The following is a 24486-nucleotide window of genomic DNA, read 5'->3' on the forward strand; positions in this document are numbered from 1 at the left end:
CTAATTCGTCTTACCCTTCATTTTATATACATACGCCAATACTTCTGCGACAGCTTGAAACAGCTCAGCCGGAATCGAATCTCCTATTTCCACCTGTGCAAAGATCGCACGAGCAAGCGGTTTGTTTTCCATCGTGATAATACCGTTGGTCTTGGCAACTTCTTTGATTTTCAATGCTACATAGTCAGCGCCTTTCGCAATAACGGTAGGGGCTTGCATGTTGGTGGAATCATACTTCAGGGCAACTGCAAAGTGAGTTGGATTGGTAATAATGACATCCGCTTTGGGAACTTCCTGCATCATTCGCTGCATCGCCATCTGACGCTGCTTCGAACGGATCTTTGCTTTGATAAGGGGATCTCCCTCACTTGTCTTGTATTCATCTTTAATGTCCTGTTTTGACATTTTAAGACTTTTCTCATATTCATACTTTTGATAGATATAGTCAAAAATAGCAAGAGCTATAAGAACTGCGCCTATTTTTATGCCTAGCTTTAAAGTAAGAGACGCGATAAAGGAAAACGTACTTTCGAGCGGAGTATGTCCCAAACCTAACAGTCTAGCCTTTGCTCCCATTAATGTCGTGTAAACCACATAGCCGATAATTGTCAGTTTTAATGTAGATTTCAAAAAATCCATTACAGTCCGCAAAGAGAAAATTCGTTTAAATCCTTCTAAGGGATTAATCTTGTTGAATTTCATCAACAAAGGCTCACCGATAAACATAAATCCGATTTGAGCATAGTTTCCAATAATCGCGATGATCATCACTAAAAGAAAAATTGGACTTAAAATGATAAATCCTTGTTTGACCAAGTCAGCGAAAAGCACTTGAACATTGCTAGCTGTAACATCCATCGTCAGCTGATTCTCATACACATTTCGAAAGATGTTCATCATCTTCTCTTTCATGAAGCCGCCAAACATTAGAAACGATATGAATGAAAAGAGTAGAATAAGTGCCGCAGGTAAGTCCATACTTTTCGCGACTTGCCCTTTTTTGCGTGCATCCTGCCTTTTCTTCGCCGTAGCCGGCTCCGTCTTCTCCCCAGCAAACCATTGTAAATCAAGTTGTAAACGACGTTGTTGGGACACGGCTTTCCTCCTACTTAGGGAGATGGTTGCTGTGGTCCGCTAATGATTTGGAGCAACTTCTCCATGTTATCGAAAATGGTTGAGAACAAATATTGAAATTGCGATATTAATTCCGGGAATAAAACGATGAGTAAGAAAAAGCCAAGCATCATTTTAAGCGGTGCACCGATAACAAAAATGTTAAACTGCGGAGCAACTCTGGTTAACAGGCCTAAACCTAAATCTGTTAAAAAAAGAGCGGCAATAATCGGCGCAGCAAGTTGAAACGAAAGATAAAACATTTTGGACAAAGAATGAAACAAGAAATCAGATATTTCACCGTTATACATCCGAGCGAACAGTTGGTTGTCCAGCGGAACCCACATGTAGCTATCCATGATTGCTCTAAGGAGATAATGATGCCCGTCAAATGAAAGAAATAACAGAACGGCAATCATATATTTGAGATTACCTAACATTGGAGATGAAACTCCAGTTAGCGGATCAATGACACTTGCCATGCTAAAGCCAATTTGCATATCCATAAAAGAACCTGCAGTTTGAACGACCGTAAAAAAGATGTAGGCAAGAAAACCAAGTAAAACGCCGATCAGCATTTCACGAATAATCAAAAGAACATATTCACCATCCATGGGAATCGGTTTATCCAACCCCATGCTCGCAAAAATAAGGAATGAGATGAATACGGAAAGACCGATCTTGAACATCATGGGCACATTTCTTGAAGATAAAATAGGCACCACGACAAAGAACGATGTAATTCGACAAAAGATAAGCAAAAAAATAGGAATTGCCTGAAAAACTAATGTCATCGCGCTCACAACCTATCCAACGAATTTGTAAAGGTTGTTGAGTAAATTGAACGTAAAATCAACCAATGTGTTCATGATCCACGGCCCAAAGATGAGGATAGACAGCAATACAGCGACGATTTTGGGAACAAAAGCCAGCGTTTGTTCTTGAATCTGGGTTGTCGCCTGAAAAATACTAATAATCAGACCTACTACAAGCCCAATTACAAGCATAGGAGCGCTTGCTTTAAGCACCGTATAAACAGCTTCACCAGCAATTCGTATTACAAATTCCGAACCCATTTAGGAAACCTCCGATATCTTGATCCTCAACTATAGCTTAGAAGTAATGATCTCACTACAAGATACCAACCATCTACCAAGATAAAAAGTAGAATCTTAAATGGTAATGAAATCATAACAGGCGGTAACATCATCATCCCCATTGCCATTAAGGTACTGGAAACGACCATGTCAATGACCAGGAACGGAATGAATATCATAAATCCCATTTGGAAAGCAGACTTCAACTCGCTTATCGCATAAGCTGGAACTAGTGAAGTAATCGGAATATCCTCTACGCCTGTAGGTGCCTTTGCTTTGGTGTAATCTAAGAATAATTTTAAATCCTTCTGACGCGTATGCTTGAACATAAACTTCTTCATAGGCAATGATGCCTTTTCAAAAGCCTGCGTTTGATTAATTTCACCCTTCATGTATGGCTGGAGGGCTACTTGATTAACTTCTCCTAGAGTTGGAGACATGATAAAAAAGGTTAAAAACAGAGCGAGTCCGATTAGAACCTGGTTGGGTGGCATCTGCTGGGTTCCAAGTGAAGTACGGACGAAACCGAGCACGATTACGATTCGTGTAAAACTAGTCATTAGAATGAGAAAAGATGGTGCAAGGCTCAAAACAGTTAGCAACAGCAAAAGCGTGACTGTGTTGGAAGACCCACCGGCAGTTCCTCCAGTCCCAATGTTTACGTTCAAACCTGGAATCGGATTGTTCGGATCGGCCTCCGCAGCTGATGCTGTCAAAGAGAGTAAAAACACAGAAACCAACACAATGAGAAGTGTAACAACTATTTTATTTTGTTTCATTCATCATTCAACCGATCTTTTTGTTTTTGATCAGAAAGCCATTCTTCCACATTTCGGTTACGATTCGTTACACGCTGCAGCTTATCGTGAAATACTTGCTGAAACGTTGAAGTAATTTCCACTTCTTCTTCGATATCTTTTTTTCTAATTGGCAGTTTACTGATCCACTTGCTAACAGTTCCGAATCCCATTCGATCATCCCGAGAAGAGATCAGAAGCTCAGTGATGTATGCTACTTCATCGGCGTCATTGATTTTATCCAGTAGCTGGATGTTGTCTCCGACGCCAACCACGAAGAGCGAATGTCCAATTTCAACGATTTGAATTGATTTGTTTTGGCCTAGGGGAACTCCACCTATAGATCGAATTGAGTTCCCAAACATTGTTCCTTTATTTTTCTTCGCTACATACCTAACAAGTACATAGAAAAGGAGAATAATTAAAACCAAGAAGAATATGACCTTGAAAATCATACCAAACGTCCCCGTTGGATCGGTACTCGGATAATCCGATGTTGGAAGTCCTTGTCCGGGTTCTGTTTCGGCAAAACCGACGGACCTTGTATACAACATTGCGGTTAAACTAAGTAGTCCTGTTAGCAGTCTTTTCGAGCGGAGTCTTCTCATATCCACATTCCTTTCGGTGTATGTAAGACTCGACCGAACGAAGACGGCTTAACCTAGAGTCTTTTTAATAGCTTCAATAACACGGTCTGCTTGGAAAGGTTTTACGATAAAGTCCTTTGCACCAGCTTGAATTGCATCAATAACCATTGCTTGTTGCCCCATCGCCGAACACATGATTACTTTAGCGCTTGGTTCAATCTTTTTAATTTCTTTTAATGCTTGAATCCCATCCATCTCAGGCATTGTGATATCCATTGTAATGAGATCCGGTTTCAACTCTTTGTATTTTTCGATAGCTTGTGCACCATCATTTGCTTCTCCACAAACCTCGTAACCATTTTTTGTCAAAATATCACGAATCATCATTCTCATAAATGCAGCATCATCAACAATTAGAATACGGTTAGCCATGAATAAAGTCCCCCTAAAATTAAATTATTGTAACTTTTGAATTCGTTCCCACTGGTTCACAATGTCGGTTACACGAACCCCAAAGTTTTCATCGATGACAACGACTTCTCCCTTGGCAATCAACTTATTGTTAACTAAGATGTCTACCGGTTCACCTGCTAGCTTATCCAATTCGATAATCGATCCCTGGGAGAGTTCCAAGATGTCTTTAATCACCTTGTGTGTTCTGCCTAATTCTACAGTTACCTTGAGCGGTATATCCAGTAGTAAATTCAGGTTCGTATCATCCGTATGTCCTAATGCACCTGATTGCAAATTCCCGAACTGTACAGGCTGAACATTGACATTACGACTTGGCATTCCACCATATGCTGCAGGTGGCTGTTGATACATGGGTTGCTGCGGTGGATACATCGGCTGGCCCATCGGTTGTTGCATTGGCGGTTGCATTGGTGGCTGCATCGGCTGCTGGTACATAGGTTGTTCATACACAGGCTGCTGTTGTTGATACATTGGTTGCTCATACACAGGTTGAGCAGCTGCAGGGGGCGGTGTATGTACTTCCTGCATTGGCGCTGGTGAAGGCGCTGGTGCTTGAGCAGCAGGTGCAACTTCCATCGAAGAATCAGAATCGCCACCCATGAGGATCGATACCATTTCTTTGGCAAAAGGAACAGGTAGTAATTGCATGATATTAGAATCAATAAGGTCGCCAATGATTAGTCGGAACGATATCTTTATAAATACGTCCTCGTCGGGCAGTTTTCCTTCTCCTTTCGACAAATTTAATATGTCGATTCCTGGAGGTGAGATATTGACAAATCGATTAAATATGGTAGACATCGATGTTGCCGAAGATCCCATCATTTGATTCATCGCTTCTTGCACAGCACTTATGTGAATTTCGCTGAGATGTTCATCTCCACCAGTACCGTCGCCACCCATCATCAAATCAGCAATAACTTGGGCATCGCGAGTCTTGATCACTAACAGGTTAATACCATCGAAGCCATCTACATAGTTGACATGTACAGCTACATGTGGTTTTGGAAATTGCTCTTGCAATTCATCTTTACTGATAATCGAAACCTTCGGCGTCGTGATGTCGACTTTTTTACCAAGCAAGGTAGAAAGAGCGGTAGCTGCACTGCCAAACGTGATGTTACCAATTTCACCTAGTGCGTCTTGTTCTAATGAAGATAAAAAATCTTCAACTTGAGGAGACCCATGAAAAGAAGTGGCTGAACTATCGTCCGAAGACTGTCTCAACAAAGCATCGATCTCTTCCTGGGACAAATAATCTCTATTATTCGTCATAATCTTCTTCTCCTTCATTTACGATATCTGTAATTTGAACAGCCATCTTTCCTTTTAAGGTACCAGGGCTACCGAGATATTTCAGCTTCTCGCCCACTTTGACTTGAAGCGGTTCTTCGACGGATTTATGCAGCGGGATAACATCGCCGACAGTTAAGCCTAAGAAATCTCGTATGGAAATTTCGGACGAACCCAATTCTGCAATGAGGGGTAGCTTGGTTTTTTCCAAGCGGGATTGAAGTGCTTCCACTTCTTCAGGTGCTCTCGTCTTCTTCTGCGAAACAAACCAGTGATGTACAGAAAGTCGAGGCATAATCGGCTCGATGACCACATGCGGAATACATAGATTAATCATCCCTGTGGTGTCACCAATTTTGGTACTTAGTGAAATCAGTGCGATCGTTTCATTAGGAGAAACAATCTGCATAAACTGTGGATTCGTTTCAAGTGCCTCTAATCTAGGCTGAATATCAATGACTGTTTTCCATGCCTCTTGCAGGCTGTCGAAAGCCCTGCTAAAAATACGTTCCATGACAATCGTTTCAATCTCAGTTAAAGCATTAATCTTCGTAGGGGTTGTACCCGCACCGCCTAACAAGCGGTCTAACATAGCAAATGCAACATTGGGATGAACCTCAAGCACCATCCGACCCTCTAAAGGCTCCGCTTCAAAGATGTTCAAAATGGTCATTTTCGGGATCGAACGAATAAATTCATCGTAAGGCAATTGTTCAACCTGGACCACACTAATTTGTACAAACGTACGGAGCTGCGCTGAGAAGTAAGTTGTTAAGAACCGTGCAAAGTTTTCGTGAATCCTAGTCAAACTTCGAATATGGTCCTTGGAGAAGCGTACAGCCCTTTTAAAGTCATAAGCCCTTACTTTCTTCTGCGTATCTTCTTTTTTAAGTTCATCCGCATCCATTTCGCCAGAGGACAATGCAGCCAACAAGGCATCGATCTCATTTTGCGACAAAACATCAACCATTAGAGTCACCTCCTTTTAGCAAAATCAATAGCGAATTTATTGAAGCACTTTATCAGTTATCCAAATTTGCTTTATCTTACCTTCGTGAAGCAGTGGGTTCAATTTGTTCATTAACGTAGCCGTTAAGTTATCTGACCCTTTACTTCCTTCAATTTGATCCTTTGTAAGATCTCCTAGTGTTTGAACGATCGTCCCTTTCACTGCGGAGTCCAACAAGCTGTCAAATTCAGTCTTACCTTTTGCGTTTTCAAGTTCAAAAGCGAAACTAATTTTAATGAAGTTTTGGCTGCCTGACAAGTTAGTCAAAATATCTTTGATAATTGCCGTGTTTGCCTTCACCGCTTCAGCAGATGGTGCTTTCGTCGGTTTCACACTTGCTACAGCATCCTGTGCTTGTACGGCAGGATCCTTGGATTGATTATTCTTCTCCATAAAATTCCACAAAACGAAGGCAGCGGTCAAAATTAAAGTAATGGCAATTAAAATCGATACGATCAGTATGAAAATTTTATTCTTAAACAATTACGAACCCTCCGCATCCCTTGACATAATCGTCGCTCGTACTGAGCCAATTTCCTGCATGTAGGTCCGCACTAAGCTTACCACAACCTCTGCTTTCTCAAGAACGGTGATTTTCTTGCCTGTCGTCAAGGTAATCATGGTGTCTGGCGTCTCTTCAATCGATTCAATCAAAATAGCATTAAGGATGATGGCTTTACCGTTTAAACGAGTGAGAGAAATCATGCTTCTCCTCCTGCATCAGGTTAAGGGGAGGCTAGCTCCCCTCTGTCATTTCAAAGAAAATTACCGTTTAAGATTAACGACCTCTTGAAGCACTTCATCCGAAGTTGTGATAATACGGGAATTCGCTTGGAAACCACGTTGTGCAATGATCATCTCAGTGAACTCACCAGTCAAATCAACGTTCGACATTTCTAGTTGCCCAGAAATTAGTGTACCAGTTCCTGTTTCTGTATTGCCCGGAGCAACAATTTCAATTGCACCTTCCGGATTAGCATTCGCTGTCATACGATACAGATTGCCACCAATTTTCTCTAGACCAGACGGGTTAACGACTTTAACAACGCCGACTTTTTGGCCAGTTGCAACTGTAGCACCCGTGGAGTCAACACCGATGATATCACCGTTTTGAGAGATGGAGAAGGATACGATATCATCACCGAGTACGATTGGGCCAGCACCTTCAGCTCCCATTACATGTAGGCCCTCAGCATTCACAAGGTTCCTAGTTGGGTCTAAAGTGAAGTTTCCAGATCTCGTCAAATAAGGAGCATCCGTTTGATCAGCGGTACCTACTGCAAAAAATCCATCTCCGTTAATACGCAAGTCCGTTGGAACATTCGTCGTCATCGCACTACCAGGTGTATGTATGGTGTCAATTGAAGCGACGCTAACTCCTAAACCCACTTGCTGAGCATTCACACCGCCACGGTTCTCATCAGCAGCACTAACGCCGGAAACGGTTTGGCTAAGAATGTCTTTAAACATAACACGGCTGCCTTTAAATCCGATGGTGTTTACATTTGCGATATTATTACCGATAACGTCTAACTTTGTTTGAAAACCACGCATACCTGAAACACCAGAGTATAAAGATCTTAACATCTTGCTAGCCTCCTAATCGGATTAAAATAACGTCTTTCATGAGCTGCTTCCTTCGATCCACAGCTCCAGGCTTCCTTCTCGGTCGAGCCCGTCTGTTAAGAGATAATAATTGCACTGTCTATTTTCGTAAAAACATGTTCATTCATCGCGTTCCCGTCAAGCGCCGTAACAACAGTTCGGTTAGGAACATTGACAATCAATGCATTTCCGCCTAAAACCATTAGTGCGTCCTTCGCACCTTTTGCAGCAACTTTATCGATTGCCTTGCTAAGACTGTCTAGTTGCTCCGGCTTCAGTTGAATGCCTCTCTCTTTCAGCCTAACTTCTGCATGATGACTGAAACGAACAAATTGCTCCTGAAGAAGCTTTTGAAATGTAGGATTACCGGACCCGGATGTGGATATCGGTTGCTGTACAGGTGTTCGTCTCGTAGACGCAGGAGAAACCGCATTAGGATAAAGCTGCCCTATGGATATTCTCTCTGTCATTTCGTTTCTCCGACATCCTCAATTTTCTTGAGTTTATCCAGAGAAATTTCCACTCCCTTCACGTTGGCAAATTGATTGCCGTCTTTGAACGTAATGGAATCAACAACGCCTGACTTTTCGACAGTCGCTCCAGTAGAGTCCGTTTCATCCCAAGTGATCGATTTACCAATCAAGCCTGAAACAAATCCTAATGATTGACGCATTAGTTTCATTTCACCCGCCATATTGGTCAACTGCTCAACGGAAGTGAACTGAGCCATCTGGGCAATGAACTCTTTGTCTTGTAAGGGTTGTGTTGGATCTTGATTCTGAAGCTGGGTAATTAAGATTTTGAGAAAATCGTCTTTTCCTAATGTGTTGTTGTCTTTCTCTTTCGTTTTAGCATTTTTTCCTGCATTGATTAGATCCGAAACATTGCCTACGACAGGATTAGCAGCCATACTTTCACCTCCAACTGCATGAAATGGACGCACAATTAGGCAGTTACGTCAAAGGAATTTCCATGAACTGCCGGCCTAACTTGTGCCACGGTATCAATTTCTTGATCGAAATCCAGTGATTCTACTTCATTGCCACCGGATTTATTTTTATTTTGACGTTGAAACTGTTCGAAGTTTTGTTGTTGACGCTGTTCCTGGAACATGCTGGATTGCATGTTTTGGCTTTGCGTAACTTCAAGCTTTTCGACTTGCAAACCTTGTGTTATCAGAGCTTGTCTCAGTTGTGGCAGCTGATTTTCTAGCATTTGCTTAGCTGCTGCGGATTCGGCAGCAAACTGGGCGATTAGCTGACCATCATGCATCGATATTTTCACATCGATATGCCCTAGATTTTTTGGAAACAACGATAATTTAGCTTCAGAGAAACCGTCAGCAAGCGTGATCTTCATGTTTTTCAGAACATGATCCGTCATTTCTTCAGCGAAATTAGCAGCATTCAACGTTGGAGCAACTGTTTTATCAACAACCGCCTGTGACTGCTGTGTTCTCTGCAAATCAGCAATTGTAACCACGGAGCTGGTAGTAGCTTCAGAATCAGTCGGGAGATCTACAAGACTCGGCAGCGTATCTCCTGATGTAGAAGATGCATCAACCTGTGTGGTTAGAAAACCACTTCGCAGAGCAAGAAGCTCCAATTTCGACTTAGCTGGTTGTACAACAGTCACAGTGTTCATCATCTCAATGTTCTGATCCGTTGTCTTTTTACTACTAAACTTGTGATGACTTGGCTTATCTGTAGAAGCGACTTCCTTCTTATTCAATATGCCTTCCATTGCTGCAGCAGCATTCTCAGTTGTAACAAAATCCGCAGTTTGATCCTTCAAATTCGTCATCAATTCAGGTAGTAATGGTTGGATGACTTTCTGTAGATCTTGATTTAGAAACTTTGCAATCGGATTGTCAGGCTGCTGCTTTGACAAAGATGCTAATGCTAATAATGTATTCTGAGCTTGCAGGCTGGAAATTTCAGCTGTTTGAAGATTTAAGGTACTAGGCAGATTAACCATTGGAGTTGATTGAGCTCCGCTGAGCGTTTGCAGTAATTGAGCTGCATTTTCAAACCATTGCTGCACCTTCGGATCCTGCAATAACTGCTCAGCAAGTGCTGGATTACTATTCATAGCCTCCAAAACAACTTCAGAAAGTGGCTGCTCATCCGGTTTTACATCCTGCACAGCAGTGCCTTGCATAGGTGCTACCAAGCTCTGAAGCATCTGGAGCAACATGCCTAGAGAAAGTCCTGGATCAGCAGGATTTACTTCATCATTAACTGTATTATCTTGAGCCAATTGACCGTCCAAGACTTGATTGAAGCCTTCTTTAGAAGTTGTTCCCGTCGCTCCCGCCTTATTCGCCGAAGTAGATACAGGATTTGCAGTAGGTGTAGTCTGTATTTGTACATCCATTTTAATTTATTCACCTCCCTCCTGAGATCAACGTCAGTTACTGAACAAGTTTTGCTGAAATTGAAGCAGCGATTTCCTTATTCGCATCAGACAATGCTGACATCACTTTGGAACGGGAAGCATTATCCATACCACTTAGGATAGCTAACACTTTATCGGGATTTGCTTTATTCATTTCAATTAGCACATTTGAAGCACTTTTTGGAGTCATATTAGCAAAAGTTTGACCTAAATCCGTTTTGCTCACAGATGTCGTCGCTTTAGCTGTACTTGCCCCATTCGTTGCTAATCTTTCTTGCAAAGCGGCAATCTCTTTATCTCTTACAGGAGTAACGTCTTTAAGTCCCATCGATGCTTCCGCTGCCTTAGCAGCATCCATTTTCTCCAGGATTGCCCCGCGGCTGTCCGCTTTCATCATGGAGAAAATTAAGACCATTTCTTTCGGTGTAAGGGCTTCAATGATTGGAGCCGCCTTGCTCGGCGTCATTTTTGCATACATATTGGCAAGCTGAGTAATCTGATTCGCATACTCTTCTTCTGTTTGCGTCTTGTCTTTTAACTTTTCTTCAAGTTCAGTTATCTTTGCTCCTGCATCTTTGAGTGATTGATCCTTCAGCTCAGTTGTTGATTCAGCCTTCTGCAAAGCGGACTGAAGTTCTGCCAATTTGGCATTCAACTTCGTAATCTCTTCATCCTTGGTTTTGATGCTTTGCTCAGGAGTTGTCTCTTTACCACTTCCGCTTACAACACTTTTTTCTTTAGGTGCAGGAACAATTGCTCCAACCACCGGAGTGTTATGCAACGCTTTCTGAATACTGCTTTTGATATCATAATCAAAGATTGACAGTAACACGAAAAGCAAGACAGCCGTAAACACAAAGGGGATGACAAACCATATCAGAAACCGCTCCAGCGCACTATAAGATGCACCTTCAATGCTTGTATCGGCCATCTCCTTGCTCCTCCTTTACCTATCTCAATAAGAGAGTCGTTTGAACCGGTTTGTTGCCATTTCATCCAGAGCATCCTGCTCTTTTTTGGCAGCAAAAGATTGAAATTGGCCGAATGCCTTCTCCCTAGCTTTCGACCACACCTTCTCATCGATCATTCTTTCCGAAAGATGTTCCTGCTTTTTGAGCACGATATGTTTAGCTTGCTGAACATCCTGATGTTTACGTGCAATTTGCTGGTCCACATGATTCATATAAGTTTGCATCATAAGCATCTTTGAAATAGATACTGAATGGCAAGAGGCTGTTACCATTTCCTCATGCAGGTTCTCTTTTTGCTCAAATAATCCATGTAAATTCGTTTCTTCGTTCCGTAGTTGACCCATTGCCTCAGATAAGATCCACTCTGCCTGTGTTCGTTCATTGTTTTTTAAATCGACAATTTGCTGGAAAGAATAACGAAATTGCATTTAGAACCCTCATCCCTTATAGAATTCTTGAATTAAACGTTCTTGAGCTTCCTCATATGTTAGTTTTTCACTGGTTTTTTGCTTCGTGAAGTCCCATATGGCTTCAATATGATCCATGGCGACATCAATATTTGGATTAGAACCTTTTTGGTACGCCCCAATATTAATAAGGTCTTCCGAATCTTTATATATAGATAGAAGTCGCTTTAAATGATCAGCAGCTTCCATGTGTTCAGAAGGCACAATTTCTTTCATTACACGGCTTACGCTGGACAAGACATCAATGGCAGGATAATGACCTTTGTTGGCAATACTGCGGTTTAGGACTATATGACCATCAAGAATACCTCGCACCGCATCAGCAATTGGCTCATTCATATCATCACCGTCAACTAGCACCGTATAAAATGCAGTAATGGATCCTTTCGGACCAGTACCCGATCGCTCTAATAGACGCGGAAGCATGGCAAAAACCGATGGCGTATAGCCTCGGGTTGCTGGAGGCTCTCCGACAGCAAGGCCAACTTCACGTTGTGCCATGGCAAACCGTGTGACGGAATCCATCATCATCATCACATTTAGACCGCGATCACGAAAATACTCAGCGATACTTGTCGCAATCATTGCTCCTTTGATGCGAATGAGCGCAGGCTGATCAGATGTTGCAACAATAACGACTGATCTTGCTAGTCCTTCAGGACCTAGATCTCTTTCGATAAAATCCATGACCTCTCTGCCCCGCTCACCGATAAGTGCAATGACGTTAACATCTGCAGATGTATTACGGGCAATCATTCCCATCAGCGTACTCTTACCAACACCAGACCCTGCAAAAATACCAACACGCTGACCTTTACCAATTGTCAATAATCCATCGATGCAACGTACACCTACGGAGATTGGATTCAGCACGCGCGGGCGATTTAGCGGATTTCCCGGCGCATTATTCGTAGAATATTGAGCCATTCTTGAAGGCAGAAATGAACCATCCAGAGGTTGTCCTAATCCGTCTAACACTTTACCAAGCAGTTCATGGCCTACTTGAACAGTAAGTGGTTTTCCAGTACCTACAACATCACATCCAGGTCCAATTGAATCCAAATCGCCCAGCGGCATCAATACCACTTTATTACTGCGGAAACCAACGACCTCCGCTTTCAAAGGCTTAGTGGATTTATGTGGATAAATGTAACAAAGGTCGCCAATGCTCACATCTGGTCCTTCTGATTCAACCGTCAAACCGATCACTTGTGTTACTTTTCCATTAACACGAATGGGGTCGATCGAATGCAAATGCTCTTTGTATTTATCGACTTTTGGTAGTGGGCTGTTCATGATCCTGTACCCTCACTTTGAGTGGCCAACTGTTGCAAGGCTGATTTGATCTCTTTCAGTTGTGTATCAATTCGGGCATCAATGCTTCCAAAAGACGAACGAATGACACATCCACGATCTTGCACCGTAGAATCAGGAATAATTTGCAATTCAGCTTGTGAGTCGATAGATGTTAGCAATTCTTCACGTGCATCCTGTATGTATGCGAATTGAGAAGGAGCTACACATAAAGCAATGATTCCTTTTTCACGTCTACGCGACAGAACGTTTTGAATCAACTCAACAACCCATTCTGGATTTAAGGTTAATTGTTTACCGATGACTTTCTCAGCAATTGATGTGCTTAATTCTATCAAGAAAGGTTCAGATTCCTGAATGATTTGCTGCTTAAGCTTGTATGATTGCTCTAGAATACCTTGAGCTTCCGATAGCATTTCACTGTATTCCTGCCTAAGTGCCTCTTCAGCTTGAGCAATTCCTTGTTGATAACCTTCTTCAAAGCCAGTTTGCTTGAATGAGGCGACAAGCTCTTCATCTTCTGCACGGCGTGTTTGCCACCAGCTATTAATCTCTTCCTGCGTTTGTTCTCGGAGTGCCGAACATTCCTGCATCGCCAGCTCGATTTGCTCACTAGCAAATTCTTCAGCATCTTGTAGAATCTGATCTTTCAAGTTCGTTGCTTCAGTTAATTCTTGCTGTTGCTCAGGAGTCAGTTGATTACTCACATCAAGATCTGCATTAAGGTGAAATGGCGAGATTGATTCAACCAATTTCTTATCATCTACAGCGTAATAAGCAAATGATTTAATGATATTAGACAATAATATCGTCTCCTCCACCACGTGCAATGATGATTTCACCAGACTCCTCTAGGCGGCGGATTGTAGCAACAATTCTTGTTTGTGCTTCTTCAACATCACGCAAACGAACAGGCCCCATAAATTCCATTTCTTCCTTGAACGTCTCTGCCATCCGTTTGGACATGTTTTTGAATAGAACATCACGAACTTCTTCACTCGCAACTTTAAGCGCAAGCTGCAGATCAGCATTTTCAATATCACGAATAATTCTCTGAATAGAACGATTATCAATATTGACGATATCCTCGAAGACAAACATCCGTTTCTTAATTTCTTCAGCCAATTCAGGATCTTGGATTTCTAGAGAATCAAGAATCGTCCGTTCTGTGCCCCTATCAACACCATTCAAAATTTGAACGATAGATGCAATACCTCCAGCATTTGTGTAGTCCTGTGTAACCGTAGACGAAAGCTTTTGCTCGAGTACACGTTCAACCTGACTGATTACTTCTGGAGAAGTGCTGTCCATCAATGCGATACGCTTGGCAACATCTGCTTGTTTTTCTTGAGGCAACGAAGACAAGATGATAGAAGCTTGCTCCGCTTGCAGATAGGACAAAACTAGTGCAATGGTTTGTGAATTTTCATTTTGAATAAAGTTAAGGATCTGAGCAGGGTCTGCTTTTCTAGCAAAATCAAAAGGTCTTACCTGCAGAGTAGCAGTCAATCGGTTAATAATATCCAGTGCTTTCTGAGAACCAAGCGCCTTCTCCAAGATGTCTTTAGCGTAAGCAATACCGCCTTGTGAAATGAACTCTTGTGCAAGGCAAATCTGATGAAACTCAGACAGAATCGCTTCTTTTTCGAAAGAATCTACTTTCCTTACATTCGCAATCTCTAGTGTTAACTGCTCAATCTCTTCTTCTCGTAAATGTTTAAATATTTGAGCAGACACCTCAGGGCCTAAACTGATCAAAAGAATGGCTGCCTTTTGTCGTCCGGTTAACCCGTTTAGAGCAGCTTTGGCCATACAAGTGCACCTCTATTCGTCTACTAACCAAGTTCGAAGCAGATTGACAAAGTCTTCTGGTCGCTTTTTCGCAAGAGTTTCTAACTGCTTACGTACTTGATTGTCATTAGTTACATTTTCAATATCAATCGTTGGAAGCTCAGCTTTATTCGCTGCTATGTTCAGATCTTGATCCATTAATTGCTGTGCAGCTTTTCTGCGTCTTCTAATTGCAAATCCAGCAATCGCACCAATCGCAAGCGCCGCTAAGGCCAAACCAGCGTAAGTTAAGTACGTCGTTGTTTTGGAAGCAAGTGTATCTGCAGGTCGTGCAAAAGAATGTGCAAGAACTGTAACTTTTTTCTGCAATTCATCGTCAGTATATGTAGCTTTGTTATCTGCAAGTGCAGTCCTAACAATACTAACCAAAGCGGTTTGTACAGCAGTTTTAGTTTCAGCAGTCAAAGAAGTCGGATCATCTTTAACCGGCGGTTCAATTCCGACATTAATGCTTAGATCTTTTACTATGTACGGTGTCGCAACAATGTCGTTCGTAATCCGATTCACTTCGTAATTTACTGTCTTCGTGTTTTTCTCTGAATTCGATTTCCCTGAGTTTGACGCTCCTGGGTAACCAGGTACATCCGTCGTGCCAGTACCAGGAACGCCGCCAGTATCTGCGCCATTATTTTGGTAAGACTCGCTAGCTTCCTGCAAGGAAATTTCCAAGCCCTTTTGATCCACTTGATTTGGCGCGGAGACGAGCTGTTCTTTACTCTTCTTTTGATCAAAGTTCATGGTAGAGAATACACTCACATTTACTTTATCGCGTCCAAACATAGTTCCCAGCATGTTCGTAATATTTCTCTGCAGATCTTTTTGAAACTTATCGTTAATGTCGGACTGACTAGTCACTAAGCTCGAAGAGGACTGACCTCCTGATTTGGAAGAAACTAAGCTTTGCCCATACTGATCTGAGATCGTGATATTCTCGACAGGAAGGTTTTTGATACTGTGTGAAACCAAGTTATAGATGGTGTCAATCTTACCTTGATCTAGTGTGTAGCCTTGTTTCATTTGAAGAACAACAGAAGCTGTCGCTTTCTCTTCCTGCTGTTGCAAGAAGGGCCCATCCTCTGGAAGTGAAATAAGAACTTTTGAACCCGAAATGGCTTGATTGGAATTAATAAGCTGCTGCAACTCACCTTGAATCGCATTTAAATATTTCACTTTAAATTCGTTATCTGTGATGCCAAATGAACTACTGTTGCTAAAAGCACCGAATCCTAGAGAACCATTTTTGTTTAAACCTTGTGACTCAACACCGAGTTTCACGTTTGCAACTTCATTTGTAGGCACCTCGATGCTTTTACCATCAGCACTAAGCTTGTATGGAATTTTAGCTGTATCTAGATAACCTTTGATCGCAGCCGCGTCACTTGGCTGAAGTTCGGTAAATGCTAAGGAATATTCCGTCTTAGATAAATTAACGCTTATAATTGCAGCAGTAAGAATTAGAAGGGCAACCGTTGCGATAAATGTAATTTTTGTAGTTCTACTATATCGATTCCAATACTGTTTAACTTTTTCCCAGTACTGGAGGAGATTCTCGTTCACTCCGTCACCCCATCGAACCAAAGTTTTAGCAGCATCTCGTTAATTATAGCTGCATTCTCATCATTTCTTGGTATGCTTCAAGGACTTTATTTCTAACCTGCACGGTAAGTTCCAGACCTAACGATGCTTTCTCGGAAGCAATCGTGAGCTGATGGACGTCTGAAAGCTCTCCTTTAATGAAACTTTGATTAAGCTGATCAACTTGTTGTTGTTGAGTGTTTAAATTCGTCATTGCTTCATTCAGAAAAGAACCAAATCGCTTACCAAGATCGGCAGCCCCTTCGCCTGAATTGTCTTTGGGTTGAACTGAGCTCATGATATTTAATGGACTATAACTAATTTTGTCAATCATCTGCAACCTCCCGATTAATTATCTACCGATCTCCAATGCCTTTGTTATCATTGATTTACTTGCATTAAGCGCGGTAACGTTAGCTTCATAAGATCTTGTCGCAGAAATCATATCAACCATCTCTTTAAGTACATCAACATTGGGCATGTAAACAAATCCATTTGCATCTGCATCAGGATGTGATGGATTATATACTTGTTTCAGCGGCGACTGGTCTTCGAAAATTTTGTTAACTCTAACCCCTTCGCCTGTTCCGTCTCCCATTGCCGATTGCAAAGACTGTGCGAAACTCGGTTGTGACTTTGTTTCAAATGCAACTAACTTCCTCGTGTAAGGAACCCATTTCCCGTCCAGAAACTTAGCACGTGTTGTATCCGCATTAGCAATATTTGAAGAGACGACATCCATTCTTAAACGTTGTGCGGTCAGCGCTGATGAACTGATGTCAAATCCGTTAGTAAGCCTCATTGGTTATTACTTCCCCCCTATTACTGTACGCATTTTTTTGAATTCACTGTTCATTTGCTGAATCATCGTATTGTATTTCAGTTGGTTTTTAGCCATTAAAGACATTTCATAGTCCATATCGACATTGTTCAAATTGTTGTTAATTGCTGTCGATTCATCGGTTTTAATTTCTGAATTCGGTAAATTTGTCGATTTGCCTATAAAGAAATGCTTAGGGTTTGTCCGATAACCTTCTATAGAGGGCGTTGATGAATTCATTTCACCTTGCAATAACTCTTCAAACAATACATCTGACCGCTTAAAGTAAGGTGTGTCCACATTGGCGACGTTGTTCGCTACCACTTTTTGTCTAAGCGTCGAAGCGTCGAGCGAACGTTCCATCATGTTCCAACTGGGTTTGTCCAACAAAGACATACACGTTACCCCCTTTCAATAGAGTATTCGACACTATACTTCCACAAAGAAAGTAAGTATTCCTTCTTATTTCGACATTATTTTCACAAAATAAATAGAAAAAGTTTCCTGTTGTAGAATTTTGTAAGTTCATTACCTTTCTAATCATCTAAGATATTAGCTTAAGTTACAATAAGAAAAAAGCCCTATCTTTTTGCAGACAGGGCTTTCAATCATTTCGACTATAGTTTTGTCTTGATCTGTTCGATACTCTGGATTAACTGTTCATTTAAAATTCGGATATAAGTGCCCTTCATACCAAGCGAGCGTGTCTCTATAACTCCGGCACTTTCCAGCTTACGTAGTGCATTCACGATAACAGAACGCGTAATTCCAACGCGATCAGCGATTTTACTCGCAACCAAAAGCCCTTCTTTGCCATCTAATTCCTCAAAAATATGCTCTACAGCTTCCATCTCACTAAATGATAAAGAGCCTATAGCTACTTGAACGACAGCTTTACTTCTTGCTTCTTCTTCGATCTCTTCCGCTCTTTCTCTCAAGATCTCCATAGCGATTACTGTCGAACCATATTCAGCTAAGATTAAGTCATCATCAATAAATAGGCTTTCATTGCGGCTTAGAATTAATGTTCCTAATCGATCGCCACCACCTATAATAGGTACCAGCGTCGTGTGGGTGTATGGGAACATGTCTTTCATTTGTTCAGTGTAATAATAATACGGGCTGCTTGGTTCTGACGTCGACGTCGTTTCTTCTATCTTCAATAGAAGATTGTTGGATTCAGAAGGGAATCTACGTTCAAGCAAGATCGCCTGATTCATTTCAGATGAAATGGGATCATTTGTTGTTGCATAACCTAGAATCTTCCCTTTACGGCTAACCACATAGATATTTGCTATAACAATATCACGAAGAACTTCTGCCATATCCATAAAGCTAACCGCATTCCCTGCTTCCTTTTGCAGCAATCGATTTAGCCTTCTTGTTTTGTTTAATAAACTCATGTAACTGCCTCCTACTTACGTAACCCTGCAATCGCTCATTATAAAATGTATTGACTCAAGTCTCTATTTTGAACTATGTCGCTCAACTTTTCGCGTACATATTCTGGATTGATTACGAAAGATTCCAATGTAATCTCTGGGGCCTCAAAGGAAAGATCCTCAAGTAATTTCTCCAAGATCGTGTGCAAACGACGTGCTCCGATATTCTCTGTATTCTGATTGACTTCTACTGCGATTCGGGCTATTTCGTGGATAGCTTCCTCAGCGAATTCAACTGTTATACCTTCTGTTTGTAACAAAGCCGTGTACTGTTTCGTTAGTGCATTTTTGGGTTCCTTCAAAATAGAAACGAAATCTTCAAGCGTTAAATCACTCAATTCTACTCGGATGGGAAAGCGCCCTTGAAGCTCCGGAATTAAATCCGAGGGCTTAGCGATATGGAACGCCCCAGCACCAATGAATAAGACATAATCCGTCTTCACCGGTCCATACTTGGTTACAACTGTAGAACCTTCAACGATAGGGAGAATATCTCGTTGTACGCCTTCACGGGAAATATCTGGCCCGTTTCCTCCGCGGGAACTGCTGGCTACTTTGTCGATTTCATCGATAAATATGATCCCCGACTGCTCAGCGCGATGAATAGACTCTTGGATAACATCATCCATGTCAATCAACTTCTGGGCTTCTTCTTGGGTTAGAACTTTTCTTGCTTCCTTCACGGGAAGCTTGCGTTTCTTCATTTTTTTGGGCATCAGACTACCGAACATTTCCTGCATATTCATGCCTGCTTGCTCGTTTCCTTGCCCCGCAAGCATATCCAACATGGAAGGTGAAGAGTCTTCCACTTCAATCTCAACAATCTCGTTTTCTAATTTACCACTAGTCAATTGATCTGCGATCTGGGCCCTTCTAGTCGCTAGATTTGGATCAGGCGCACTTTCTTCCTGCTCGGGTTGATTCTGGCCCCCAAACAACATTTCAAACGGATTACGCTGCGATTTGGTGCGTAATGGACTCGGAGCCAATAGAGAAACAATTCGCTCATTAGCTAACATCTCTGCACGGTCTTTCACAGCTTCCATGCGTTCCGATTTAACCATACGAATAGAGGTTTCAATTAAATCCCTTACCATCGATTCGACGTCACGGCCGACATAACCTACTTCTGTGAATTTGGTTGCTTCTACTTTAATAAAAGGGGCTCCAACCAATTTAGCTAATCTGCGGGCAATCTCAGTCTTACCTACGCCTGTTGGCCCAATCATCAAAATATTTTTGGGAACAATTTCATCCCGCATAGCTTCATCCACCAGATTTCTCCGATAACGATTCCGCAAAGCAATAGCAACCGATTTTTTTGCTTTCTTTTGACCTACAATGTATCGATCTAATTCCTGGACAATTTGTTTAGGTGTTAGGGAGCTGTTTGCCATTCGGGTACCCTCCTAAAAAAGTGCGTAATCAATTCTGACTTACTCGATTTCTTCGACAATAATGTTATGATTCGTGAACACACAAATTTCAGCGGCTGTTGTGAGTGCAGCATGTGCAATCTCTTTGGCACTGAGCGCTGGTGCATGACGATATAATGCCCTTCCAGCAGCCAATGCGAAACTGCCGCCAGAACCAATTGCCAGAATACCATCATCGGGTTCAATAACCTCCCCATTGCCTGAGAGAAGCAATAAACCAGTAGCATCCATAACAATCATCATAGCTTCTAATCGACGTAATACACGGTCTTGCCGCCAATCCTTCGTGAGTTCGACTGCTGCACGCTGTAAATTACCATGATGTTCTTCGAGCTTGCCTTCGAATTTTTCAAAAAGGGTAATCGCGTCGGCTACTGATCCTGCAAAACCAGCGATAACTTTCCCTCTATGTAAACGCCTCACCTTTTTGGCACTGTTCTTCATAATCATACTGTTGCCAAAAGTGACTTGACCATCTCCGGCTATTGCACCTTTACCTTGATGACGAATGGCAAAAATAGTTGTCGCATGAAATTGCGCTTGACTGGCATCCATCTCTTCTCACCCCTCCAATGGAATCATACACCGTGTAAACAAATTCTTGACTTGGTTTCGACCTAATAAAAAGAGATAAACCTCTAGCGAGGTCAATTTCACAAATTAGACCGCATCTAGAGGTAAATGTATGAGAAAACGAATGAATAATAATTCAAAACATTATTATAGTAACACACTAAATAGTTAGATTACAACCTATTCAGCTATTGTTTTCGAAAAATTCTGAATACTCTCAATTGCCCGATTAGCCAGCTTCTCGTATTTTTCCTTTTTGTTCCGAATTCGTTCCGGAAGTTGTGGAAGTAATCCGAAATTAGCATTCATCGGCTGAAAATGTTTAAAATCAGCTGTCGTAATGTAATTTGCCATGCTGCCTAACGTTGTTTCCTGAGGAAGTACCAAGCAAGGCTGGCCTTTTGCTACTCGACCCGCATTAAGTCCAGCGATTAAACCGGATGCGGCAGATTCCACATAACCTTCAACACCTGTCATTTGTCCTGCAAAAAACAGATTCTCACGATGCTTGTACTGGTAAGTCGGCTCAAGAAGCTTCGGTGAATTGATAAAAGTATTGCGATGCATAACACCATAACGGACGAACTCTGCTTGTTCCAAGCCAGGAATCAAAGACAGAACGCGTTTTTGCTCGCCCCACTTCAAATGGGTTTGGAAACCAACCAAATTATATAAGGTTCCCGCGGCATTGTCTTGACGAAGCTGTACGACAGCGTGTGGCAGCTTTCCAGTGTGCGGGTTAATCAGTCCAACCGGTTTCATTGGCCCGAACAACACCGTCTGCTTGCCGCGCTTAGCCATTACCTCTAAGGGCATGCAGCCCTCGAAATAGATCTCTTTTTCGAATTCCTTAAGTTCTGCTACTTCTGCCGTTATTAAGGCTTCGTAGAAAACATCGAATTCCTCTTCAGTCATTGGACAATTAAGGTAGGCCGCCTCACCTTTGTCATAACGAGAAGCCAGGTAAACTTTATTCATATCAATGGAATCTTTCTCTAAGATCGGCGCTGCCGCATCATAGAAGTACAAGTATTCCTCACCCATCAGTCCTTTAAGCTGGTTAGACAAATCTGGTGAAGTTAACGGACCCGAGGCTACGACGGTGATGCCTTCCGGCAAAACTTGAACTTCCTCGTTGATGACTTCAATTAGCGGATGGTTCCGCAGCGTTTGTGTAACAGCTTGTGAGAACCCATCACGGTCAACAGCTAAAGCTCCACCTGCTGGTACAGCATGCTGGTCAGCACAGGAGAGAATCAAGGAGTCCATTCGTCTCATCTCTTCTTTCAATACGCCAACTGCATTCGTTAAACCATTGGATCTAAGGGAGTTACTGCACACCAGCTCTGCAAACTGATCGGTTATATGAGCTGGTGTTTTACGGACATTACGCATTTCGTATAAAGTAACAGGAACACCTTGTCGTGCAATCTGCCAAGCTGCTTCACTACCAGCGAGTCCTGCTCCGATGACTGTTACTCTTGGGTATTCTGGCAAAATCGGACACCTCTAATCTTTCATATCGTCATTCTGATCTTCATTCACTTCTTCTTTATGGTCACATTTCGTACATTGAATGCTGATGCCGTTCTTACTTCTTTTCTCGATCATCATCGAGCTGCAAACCGGACAAGGCTTATTAACCGGTTTATCCCACGAGACAAAATCACAAGTTGGATATTGATCGCAGCCGTAGAATACTCTGCCCTTCTTACTTCTGCGTTCTACAATCTTACCTGTATGGCAGGTTGGGCATGTGACGCCGATATCTTTAATGATTGGCTTCGTGTTACGGCAATCCGGGAATCCAGAGCATGCCAGGAACTTACCGAAGCGTCCCATTTTATAAACAAGATGCTTACCGCATTTCTCGCAGATTTCATCAGACACTTCATCTTGAATTTCAATTTCCTTCATTTCTTCTTCGGCAAATTCAAGCCGTTTCTCAAAGGAAGTATAGAAAGTATCCAAGACTCTTACCCAATCTTCTTTGCCTTCTTCTACAAAGTCAAGTTCCTCTTCCATATGTGCGGTGAACTCAACATCGAGGATTTCTGGGAAGAACTCTTGCATTAATTGGATGACAAGCTCGCCTAACTCAGTAGGAACGAATTTCTTGTCTTCGATCGCAACGTAACCCCGCTTCTGTATCGTTTCCAGCGTCGGTGCATACGTACTTGGTCGGCCAATGCCCATTTCCTCTAGAGCTCTCACTAAACGGGCTTCCGTATACCGTGGAGGCGGCTGAGTGAAGTGTTGTTTCGGGTCAATGCTTTGTTTGTCCAAAACATCACCTTTAGATAATGGCGGAAGCAATTTATCCTCTTCAGTCGTTCCATCATCATTGCTCTCAACATAGACCTTCATAAATCCGGCAAATTTCATTTTGGAGCCATTCGCCCGGAATACAGTTTCACCTGCTGTCAAATCGATGGTCATCGTGTCTAGGATGGCTGATGCCATTTGACTAGCAACGAAACGATCCCATACGAGTTTGTAAAGACGATATTGATCTCTGCTAAGGAACTCTTTCAATTGTTCAGGTTCGCGTAGCACAGAGGTAGGCCTGATTCCTTCATGCGCATCTTGTGTGTTTGCATTCTTTTTCGTGTAAACGCGGGGTGTTTCTGGATAAAATGCTGCGCCGTATTTCGTCTGAATAAACTCTCTAGCTTCTTCTTGGGCGACGGGTGAAATCCGTGTTGAATCCGTACGCATGTACGTAATTAAACCAACCGTTCCTTCTTTCCCCAAATCTATTCCTTCATATAATTGCTGCGCCACTGACATCGTCTTGGACGCCCGGAAGTTCAATTTACGTGCCGCTTCTTGCTGCATGGAGCTCGTAATGAATGGAGGAGATGGATTGCGTCCACGCTCTTTCTCTTTCACTTCTTTGACAGTAAACTTCCCGTTGCCCATTGCGGCCAAGATCTCGTTAACATCCTCTTGCGAGTGAAGTTCTTTCTTCTCGCCGTTAATGCTGTGGTACTTCGCTTCGAATCCTGCTTTTCCCGCATCCAACAGTGCTGTAATGGACCAGTACTCTTCAGGCTCAAAGGCTTTAATTTCATTCTCTCGATCTTGAATCAGTTTGACCGCGACGGACTGTACACGGCCAGCCGATAAACCTTTTTTTACTTTTTTCCAAAGTAACGGGCTTATTTTATAACCTACAAGTCGATCCAATATCCGCCTAGCCTGCTGTGCGTTAACAAGATCCTGATTGATGCGGCGAGGTGTCTTGAAAGCATCCTTCACAGCATCCTTCGTAATTTCATTAAACACAACACGACACAGCTCATCTGGACCAACATCCAAATAATGCGCTAAATGCCAAGCAATTGCTTCCCCTTCACGATCCGGGTCAGCTGCGAGATATATTTTTTTCACTTTTTTACTAGCATCTTTTAATTCTTTTAATATAGAACCTTTACCACGGATAGTTATGTATTTAGGCTCAAAGTTACGATCTACTTCAACGCCAATTTGGCTTTTCGGAAGGTCGCGAATATGACCCATCGAGGCTTTTACGATAAATTTGCTGCCTAAATACTTGCCGATGGTTTTGGCTTTAGCTGGTGACTCAACAATCACTAATGAATCTGCCATGATCGTCCTTCCTCCCCTCTTAGTTTCAAGGTTAAGTCTATTGGCGAGAAGAA

The 24486-nt window shown here is 42.2% G+C and carries 28 protein-coding genes; all 28 read right to left on the minus strand.

The window, feature by feature from the left end; genetic code table 11:
• The 28 genes from flhB to topA all read right to left on the minus strand — a co-directional run bounded on the left by flhB (nt 1) and on the right by topA (nt 24433).
• Nucleotides 1–1095 (minus strand): flagellar biosynthesis protein FlhB, encoded by a 1095-nt coding sequence (gene flhB / locus GQF01_RS05485; protein ID WP_161405839.1) that lies wholly within the window; start codon nt 1093–1095, stop codon nt 1–3.
• A gap of 14 nt (nt 1096–1109) precedes the next feature.
• Nucleotides 1110–1907: a flagellar biosynthetic protein FliR gene (fliR, locus tag GQF01_RS05490; protein WP_161405840.1), complete on the minus strand. Its 798-nt coding sequence runs from the start codon at nt 1905–1907 to the stop codon at nt 1110–1112.
• Between the two features lie 12 nt (nt 1908–1919).
• Nucleotides 1920–2189 carry a flagellar biosynthesis protein FliQ gene (gene fliQ, locus GQF01_RS05495; protein ID WP_127451055.1) on the minus strand — a complete coding sequence of 90 codons (270 nt, stop codon included), beginning with the start codon at nt 2187–2189 and terminating at the stop codon, nt 1920–1922.
• A gap of 26 nt (nt 2190–2215) precedes the next feature.
• The gene (fliP, locus tag GQF01_RS05500; protein WP_161405841.1) at nt 2216–2989 is read right to left on the minus strand and encodes a flagellar type III secretion system pore protein FliP; all 774 of its coding nucleotides are present in this window, start codon (nt 2987–2989) and stop codon (nt 2216–2218) included.
• Complete coding sequence (locus GQF01_RS05505; protein ID WP_161405842.1) at nt 2986–3615, minus strand: flagellar biosynthetic protein FliO; 630 nt, start codon at nt 3613–3615, stop codon at nt 2986–2988. The genes fliP and GQF01_RS05505 overlap by 4 nt, the downstream gene beginning before the upstream one ends.
• A gap of 48 nt (nt 3616–3663) precedes the next feature.
• Entirely contained in the window at nt 3664–4026 is a 363-nt protein-coding gene (locus GQF01_RS05510; protein ID WP_127451060.1) for a response regulator, read from the minus strand.
• 24 nt (nt 4027–4050) lie between these two features.
• Nucleotides 4051–5361 (minus strand): flagellar motor switch phosphatase FliY, encoded by a 1311-nt coding sequence (gene fliY / locus GQF01_RS05515; protein WP_235958999.1) that lies wholly within the window; start codon nt 5359–5361, stop codon nt 4051–4053.
• Nucleotides 5333–6331, minus strand: a complete 999-nt coding sequence (gene fliM / locus GQF01_RS05520; RefSeq protein ID WP_161405843.1) for a flagellar motor switch protein FliM — start codon at nt 6329–6331, stop codon at nt 5333–5335. The genes fliY and fliM overlap by 29 nt, the downstream gene beginning before the upstream one ends.
• Before the next feature lie 36 nt (nt 6332–6367).
• A complete protein-coding gene (locus GQF01_RS05525) occupies nt 6368–6853 on the minus strand; it encodes a flagellar basal body-associated FliL family protein (RefSeq protein ID WP_161405844.1) in 486 nt (161 codons plus the stop codon).
• Nucleotides 6854–7075: a flagellar FlbD family protein gene (locus tag GQF01_RS05530; RefSeq protein ID WP_145656465.1), complete on the minus strand. Its 222-nt coding sequence runs from the start codon at nt 7073–7075 to the stop codon at nt 6854–6856.
• Between the two features lie 60 nt (nt 7076–7135).
• Complete coding sequence (gene flgG / locus GQF01_RS05535) at nt 7136–7957, minus strand: flagellar basal body rod protein FlgG (RefSeq protein WP_161405845.1); 822 nt, start codon at nt 7955–7957, stop codon at nt 7136–7138.
• 95 nt (nt 7958–8052) lie between these two features.
• Complete coding sequence (locus tag GQF01_RS05540; protein ID WP_161405846.1) at nt 8053–8445, minus strand: TIGR02530 family flagellar biosynthesis protein; 393 nt, start codon at nt 8443–8445, stop codon at nt 8053–8055.
• Complete coding sequence (locus tag GQF01_RS05545) at nt 8442–8885, minus strand: flagellar hook capping FlgD N-terminal domain-containing protein (RefSeq protein WP_161405847.1); 444 nt, start codon at nt 8883–8885, stop codon at nt 8442–8444. Before GQF01_RS05545 ends, GQF01_RS05540 begins: the two co-directional genes overlap by 4 nt.
• A gap of 35 nt (nt 8886–8920) precedes the next feature.
• A complete protein-coding gene (locus GQF01_RS05550; protein WP_161405848.1) occupies nt 8921–10351 on the minus strand; it encodes a flagellar hook-length control protein FliK in 1431 nt (476 codons plus the stop codon).
• 37 nt (nt 10352–10388) lie between these two features.
• Nucleotides 10389–11303, minus strand: coding sequence for a MotE family protein (locus GQF01_RS05555; protein WP_161405849.1), 915 nt, complete (start codon nt 11301–11303; stop codon nt 10389–10391).
• Nucleotides 11304–11327: 24 nt separating this feature from the next.
• Nucleotides 11328–11771 (minus strand): flagellar export protein FliJ, encoded by a 444-nt coding sequence (fliJ, locus tag GQF01_RS05560; RefSeq protein WP_161405850.1) that lies wholly within the window; start codon nt 11769–11771, stop codon nt 11328–11330.
• Between the two features lie 9 nt (nt 11772–11780).
• Complete coding sequence (gene fliI / locus GQF01_RS05565) at nt 11781–13106, minus strand: flagellar protein export ATPase FliI (RefSeq protein ID WP_161405851.1); 1326 nt, start codon at nt 13104–13106, stop codon at nt 11781–11783.
• A complete protein-coding gene (locus tag GQF01_RS05570; RefSeq protein ID WP_161405852.1) occupies nt 13103–13927 on the minus strand; it encodes a FliH/SctL family protein in 825 nt (274 codons plus the stop codon). Before GQF01_RS05570 ends, fliI begins: the two co-directional genes overlap by 4 nt.
• The gene (gene fliG / locus GQF01_RS05575) at nt 13920–14936 is read right to left on the minus strand and encodes a flagellar motor switch protein FliG (RefSeq protein ID WP_145656483.1); all 1017 of its coding nucleotides are present in this window, start codon (nt 14934–14936) and stop codon (nt 13920–13922) included. Before fliG ends, GQF01_RS05570 begins: the two co-directional genes overlap by 8 nt.
• 12 nt (nt 14937–14948) lie before the next feature.
• The gene (gene fliF / locus GQF01_RS05580; protein ID WP_161405853.1) at nt 14949–16532 is read right to left on the minus strand and encodes a flagellar basal-body MS-ring/collar protein FliF; all 1584 of its coding nucleotides are present in this window, start codon (nt 16530–16532) and stop codon (nt 14949–14951) included.
• A 43-nt stretch (nt 16533–16575) separates the two neighbouring features.
• Nucleotides 16576–16884, minus strand: coding sequence for a flagellar hook-basal body complex protein FliE (gene fliE, locus GQF01_RS05585; RefSeq protein WP_145656487.1), 309 nt, complete (start codon nt 16882–16884; stop codon nt 16576–16578).
• A gap of 18 nt (nt 16885–16902) precedes the next feature.
• The gene (flgC, locus tag GQF01_RS05590) at nt 16903–17352 is read right to left on the minus strand and encodes a flagellar basal body rod protein FlgC (RefSeq protein WP_161405854.1); all 450 of its coding nucleotides are present in this window, start codon (nt 17350–17352) and stop codon (nt 16903–16905) included.
• A 6-nt stretch (nt 17353–17358) separates the two neighbouring features.
• On the minus strand, nt 17359–17766 hold the full coding sequence (gene flgB / locus GQF01_RS05595) for a flagellar basal body rod protein FlgB (protein WP_161405855.1): 408 nt from the start codon (nt 17764–17766) through the stop codon (nt 17359–17361).
• 221 nt (nt 17767–17987) lie between these two features.
• Nucleotides 17988–18773 carry a GTP-sensing pleiotropic transcriptional regulator CodY gene (gene codY / locus GQF01_RS05600; RefSeq protein WP_161405856.1) on the minus strand — a complete coding sequence of 262 codons (786 nt, stop codon included), beginning with the start codon at nt 18771–18773 and terminating at the stop codon, nt 17988–17990.
• A gap of 38 nt (nt 18774–18811) precedes the next feature.
• Nucleotides 18812–20209, minus strand: a complete 1398-nt coding sequence (hslU, locus tag GQF01_RS05605; protein WP_161405857.1) for an ATP-dependent protease ATPase subunit HslU — start codon at nt 20207–20209, stop codon at nt 18812–18814.
• 39 nt (nt 20210–20248) lie between these two features.
• Nucleotides 20249–20803, minus strand: a complete 555-nt coding sequence (gene hslV / locus GQF01_RS05610) for an ATP-dependent protease subunit HslV (RefSeq protein WP_161405858.1) — start codon at nt 20801–20803, stop codon at nt 20249–20251.
• 198 nt (nt 20804–21001) lie between these two features.
• A complete protein-coding gene (gene trmFO, locus GQF01_RS05615; protein ID WP_161405859.1) occupies nt 21002–22318 on the minus strand; it encodes an FADH(2)-oxidizing methylenetetrahydrofolate--tRNA-(uracil(54)-C(5))-methyltransferase TrmFO in 1317 nt (438 codons plus the stop codon).
• Between the two features lie 12 nt (nt 22319–22330).
• Nucleotides 22331–24433, minus strand: coding sequence for a type I DNA topoisomerase (gene topA / locus GQF01_RS05620; RefSeq protein WP_161405860.1), 2103 nt, complete (start codon nt 24431–24433; stop codon nt 22331–22333).
• Nucleotides 24434–24486 lie beyond the last annotated feature (53 nt).

This window comes from Paenibacillus silvestris, from assembly GCF_009882985.1.
GTDB lineage: Bacteria > Bacillota > Bacilli > Paenibacillales > NBRC-103111 > Paenibacillus_E > Paenibacillus_E silvestris.

What these genes read in the sequence shown, in the direction of transcription:
- GQF01_RS05510 (WP_127451060.1), bottom strand. Translation starts at nt 4,026, where the DNA reads ATGGCTAACCGTATTCTAATTGTTGATGATGCTGCATTTATGAGAATG.
- fliM (WP_161405843.1), bottom strand. Translation starts at nt 6,331, where the DNA reads ATGGTTGATGTTTTGTCGCAAAATGAGATCGATGCCTTGTTGGCTGCA.
- hslV (WP_161405858.1), bottom strand. Translation starts at nt 20,803, where the DNA reads ATGGATGCCAGTCAAGCGCAATTTCATGCGACAACTATTTTTGCCATT.
- flgB (WP_161405855.1), bottom strand. Translation starts at nt 17,766, where the DNA reads ATGTCTTTGTTGGACAAACCCAGTTGGAACATGATGGAACGTTCGCTC.
- fliQ (WP_127451055.1), bottom strand. Translation starts at nt 2,189, where the DNA reads ATGGGTTCGGAATTTGTAATACGAATTGCTGGTGAAGCTGTTTATACG.
- GQF01_RS05540 (WP_161405846.1), bottom strand. Translation starts at nt 8,445, where the DNA reads ATGACAGAGAGAATATCCATAGGGCAGCTTTATCCTAATGCGGTTTCT.
- fliI (WP_161405851.1), bottom strand. Translation starts at nt 13,106, where the DNA reads ATGAACAGCCCACTACCAAAAGTCGATAAATACAAAGAGCATTTGCAT.
- flgC (WP_161405854.1), bottom strand. Translation starts at nt 17,352, where the DNA reads ATGAGGCTTACTAACGGATTTGACATCAGTTCATCAGCGCTGACCGCA.
- GQF01_RS05550 (WP_161405848.1), bottom strand. Translation starts at nt 10,351, where the DNA reads ATGGATGTACAAATACAGACTACACCTACTGCAAATCCTGTATCTACT.
- topA (WP_161405860.1), bottom strand. Translation starts at nt 24,433, where the DNA reads ATGGCAGATTCATTAGTGATTGTTGAGTCACCAGCTAAAGCCAAAACC.
- GQF01_RS05545 (WP_161405847.1), bottom strand. Translation starts at nt 8,885, where the DNA reads ATGGCTGCTAATCCTGTCGTAGGCAATGTTTCGGATCTAATCAATGCA.
- GQF01_RS05505 (WP_161405842.1), bottom strand. Translation starts at nt 3,615, where the DNA reads ATGAGAAGACTCCGCTCGAAAAGACTGCTAACAGGACTACTTAGTTTA.
- GQF01_RS05530 (WP_145656465.1), bottom strand. Translation starts at nt 7,075, where the DNA reads ATGATTTCTCTCACTCGTTTAAACGGTAAAGCCATCATCCTTAATGCT.
- hslU (WP_161405857.1), bottom strand. Translation starts at nt 20,209, where the DNA reads ATGGCAAACAGCTCCCTAACACCTAAACAAATTGTCCAGGAATTAGAT.
- codY (WP_161405856.1), bottom strand. Translation starts at nt 18,773, where the DNA reads ATGAGTTTATTAAACAAAACAAGAAGGCTAAATCGATTGCTGCAAAAG.
- flgG (WP_161405845.1), bottom strand. Translation starts at nt 7,957, where the DNA reads ATGTTAAGATCTTTATACTCTGGTGTTTCAGGTATGCGTGGTTTTCAA.
- GQF01_RS05555 (WP_161405849.1), bottom strand. Translation starts at nt 11,303, where the DNA reads ATGGCCGATACAAGCATTGAAGGTGCATCTTATAGTGCGCTGGAGCGG.
- fliG (WP_145656483.1), bottom strand. Translation starts at nt 14,936, where the DNA reads ATGGCCAAAGCTGCTCTAAACGGGTTAACCGGACGACAAAAGGCAGCC.
- fliY (WP_235958999.1), bottom strand. Translation starts at nt 5,361, where the DNA reads ATGAAGGAGAAGAAGATTATGACGAATAATAGAGATTATTTGTCCCAG.
- fliR (WP_161405840.1), bottom strand. Translation starts at nt 1,907, where the DNA reads ATGACATTAGTTTTTCAGGCAATTCCTATTTTTTTGCTTATCTTTTGT.
- fliE (WP_145656487.1), bottom strand. Translation starts at nt 16,884, where the DNA reads ATGATTGACAAAATTAGTTATAGTCCATTAAATATCATGAGCTCAGTT.
- fliJ (WP_161405850.1), bottom strand. Translation starts at nt 11,771, where the DNA reads ATGCAATTTCGTTATTCTTTCCAGCAAATTGTCGATTTAAAAAACAAT.
- fliP (WP_161405841.1), bottom strand. Translation starts at nt 2,989, where the DNA reads ATGAAACAAAATAAAATAGTTGTTACACTTCTCATTGTGTTGGTTTCT.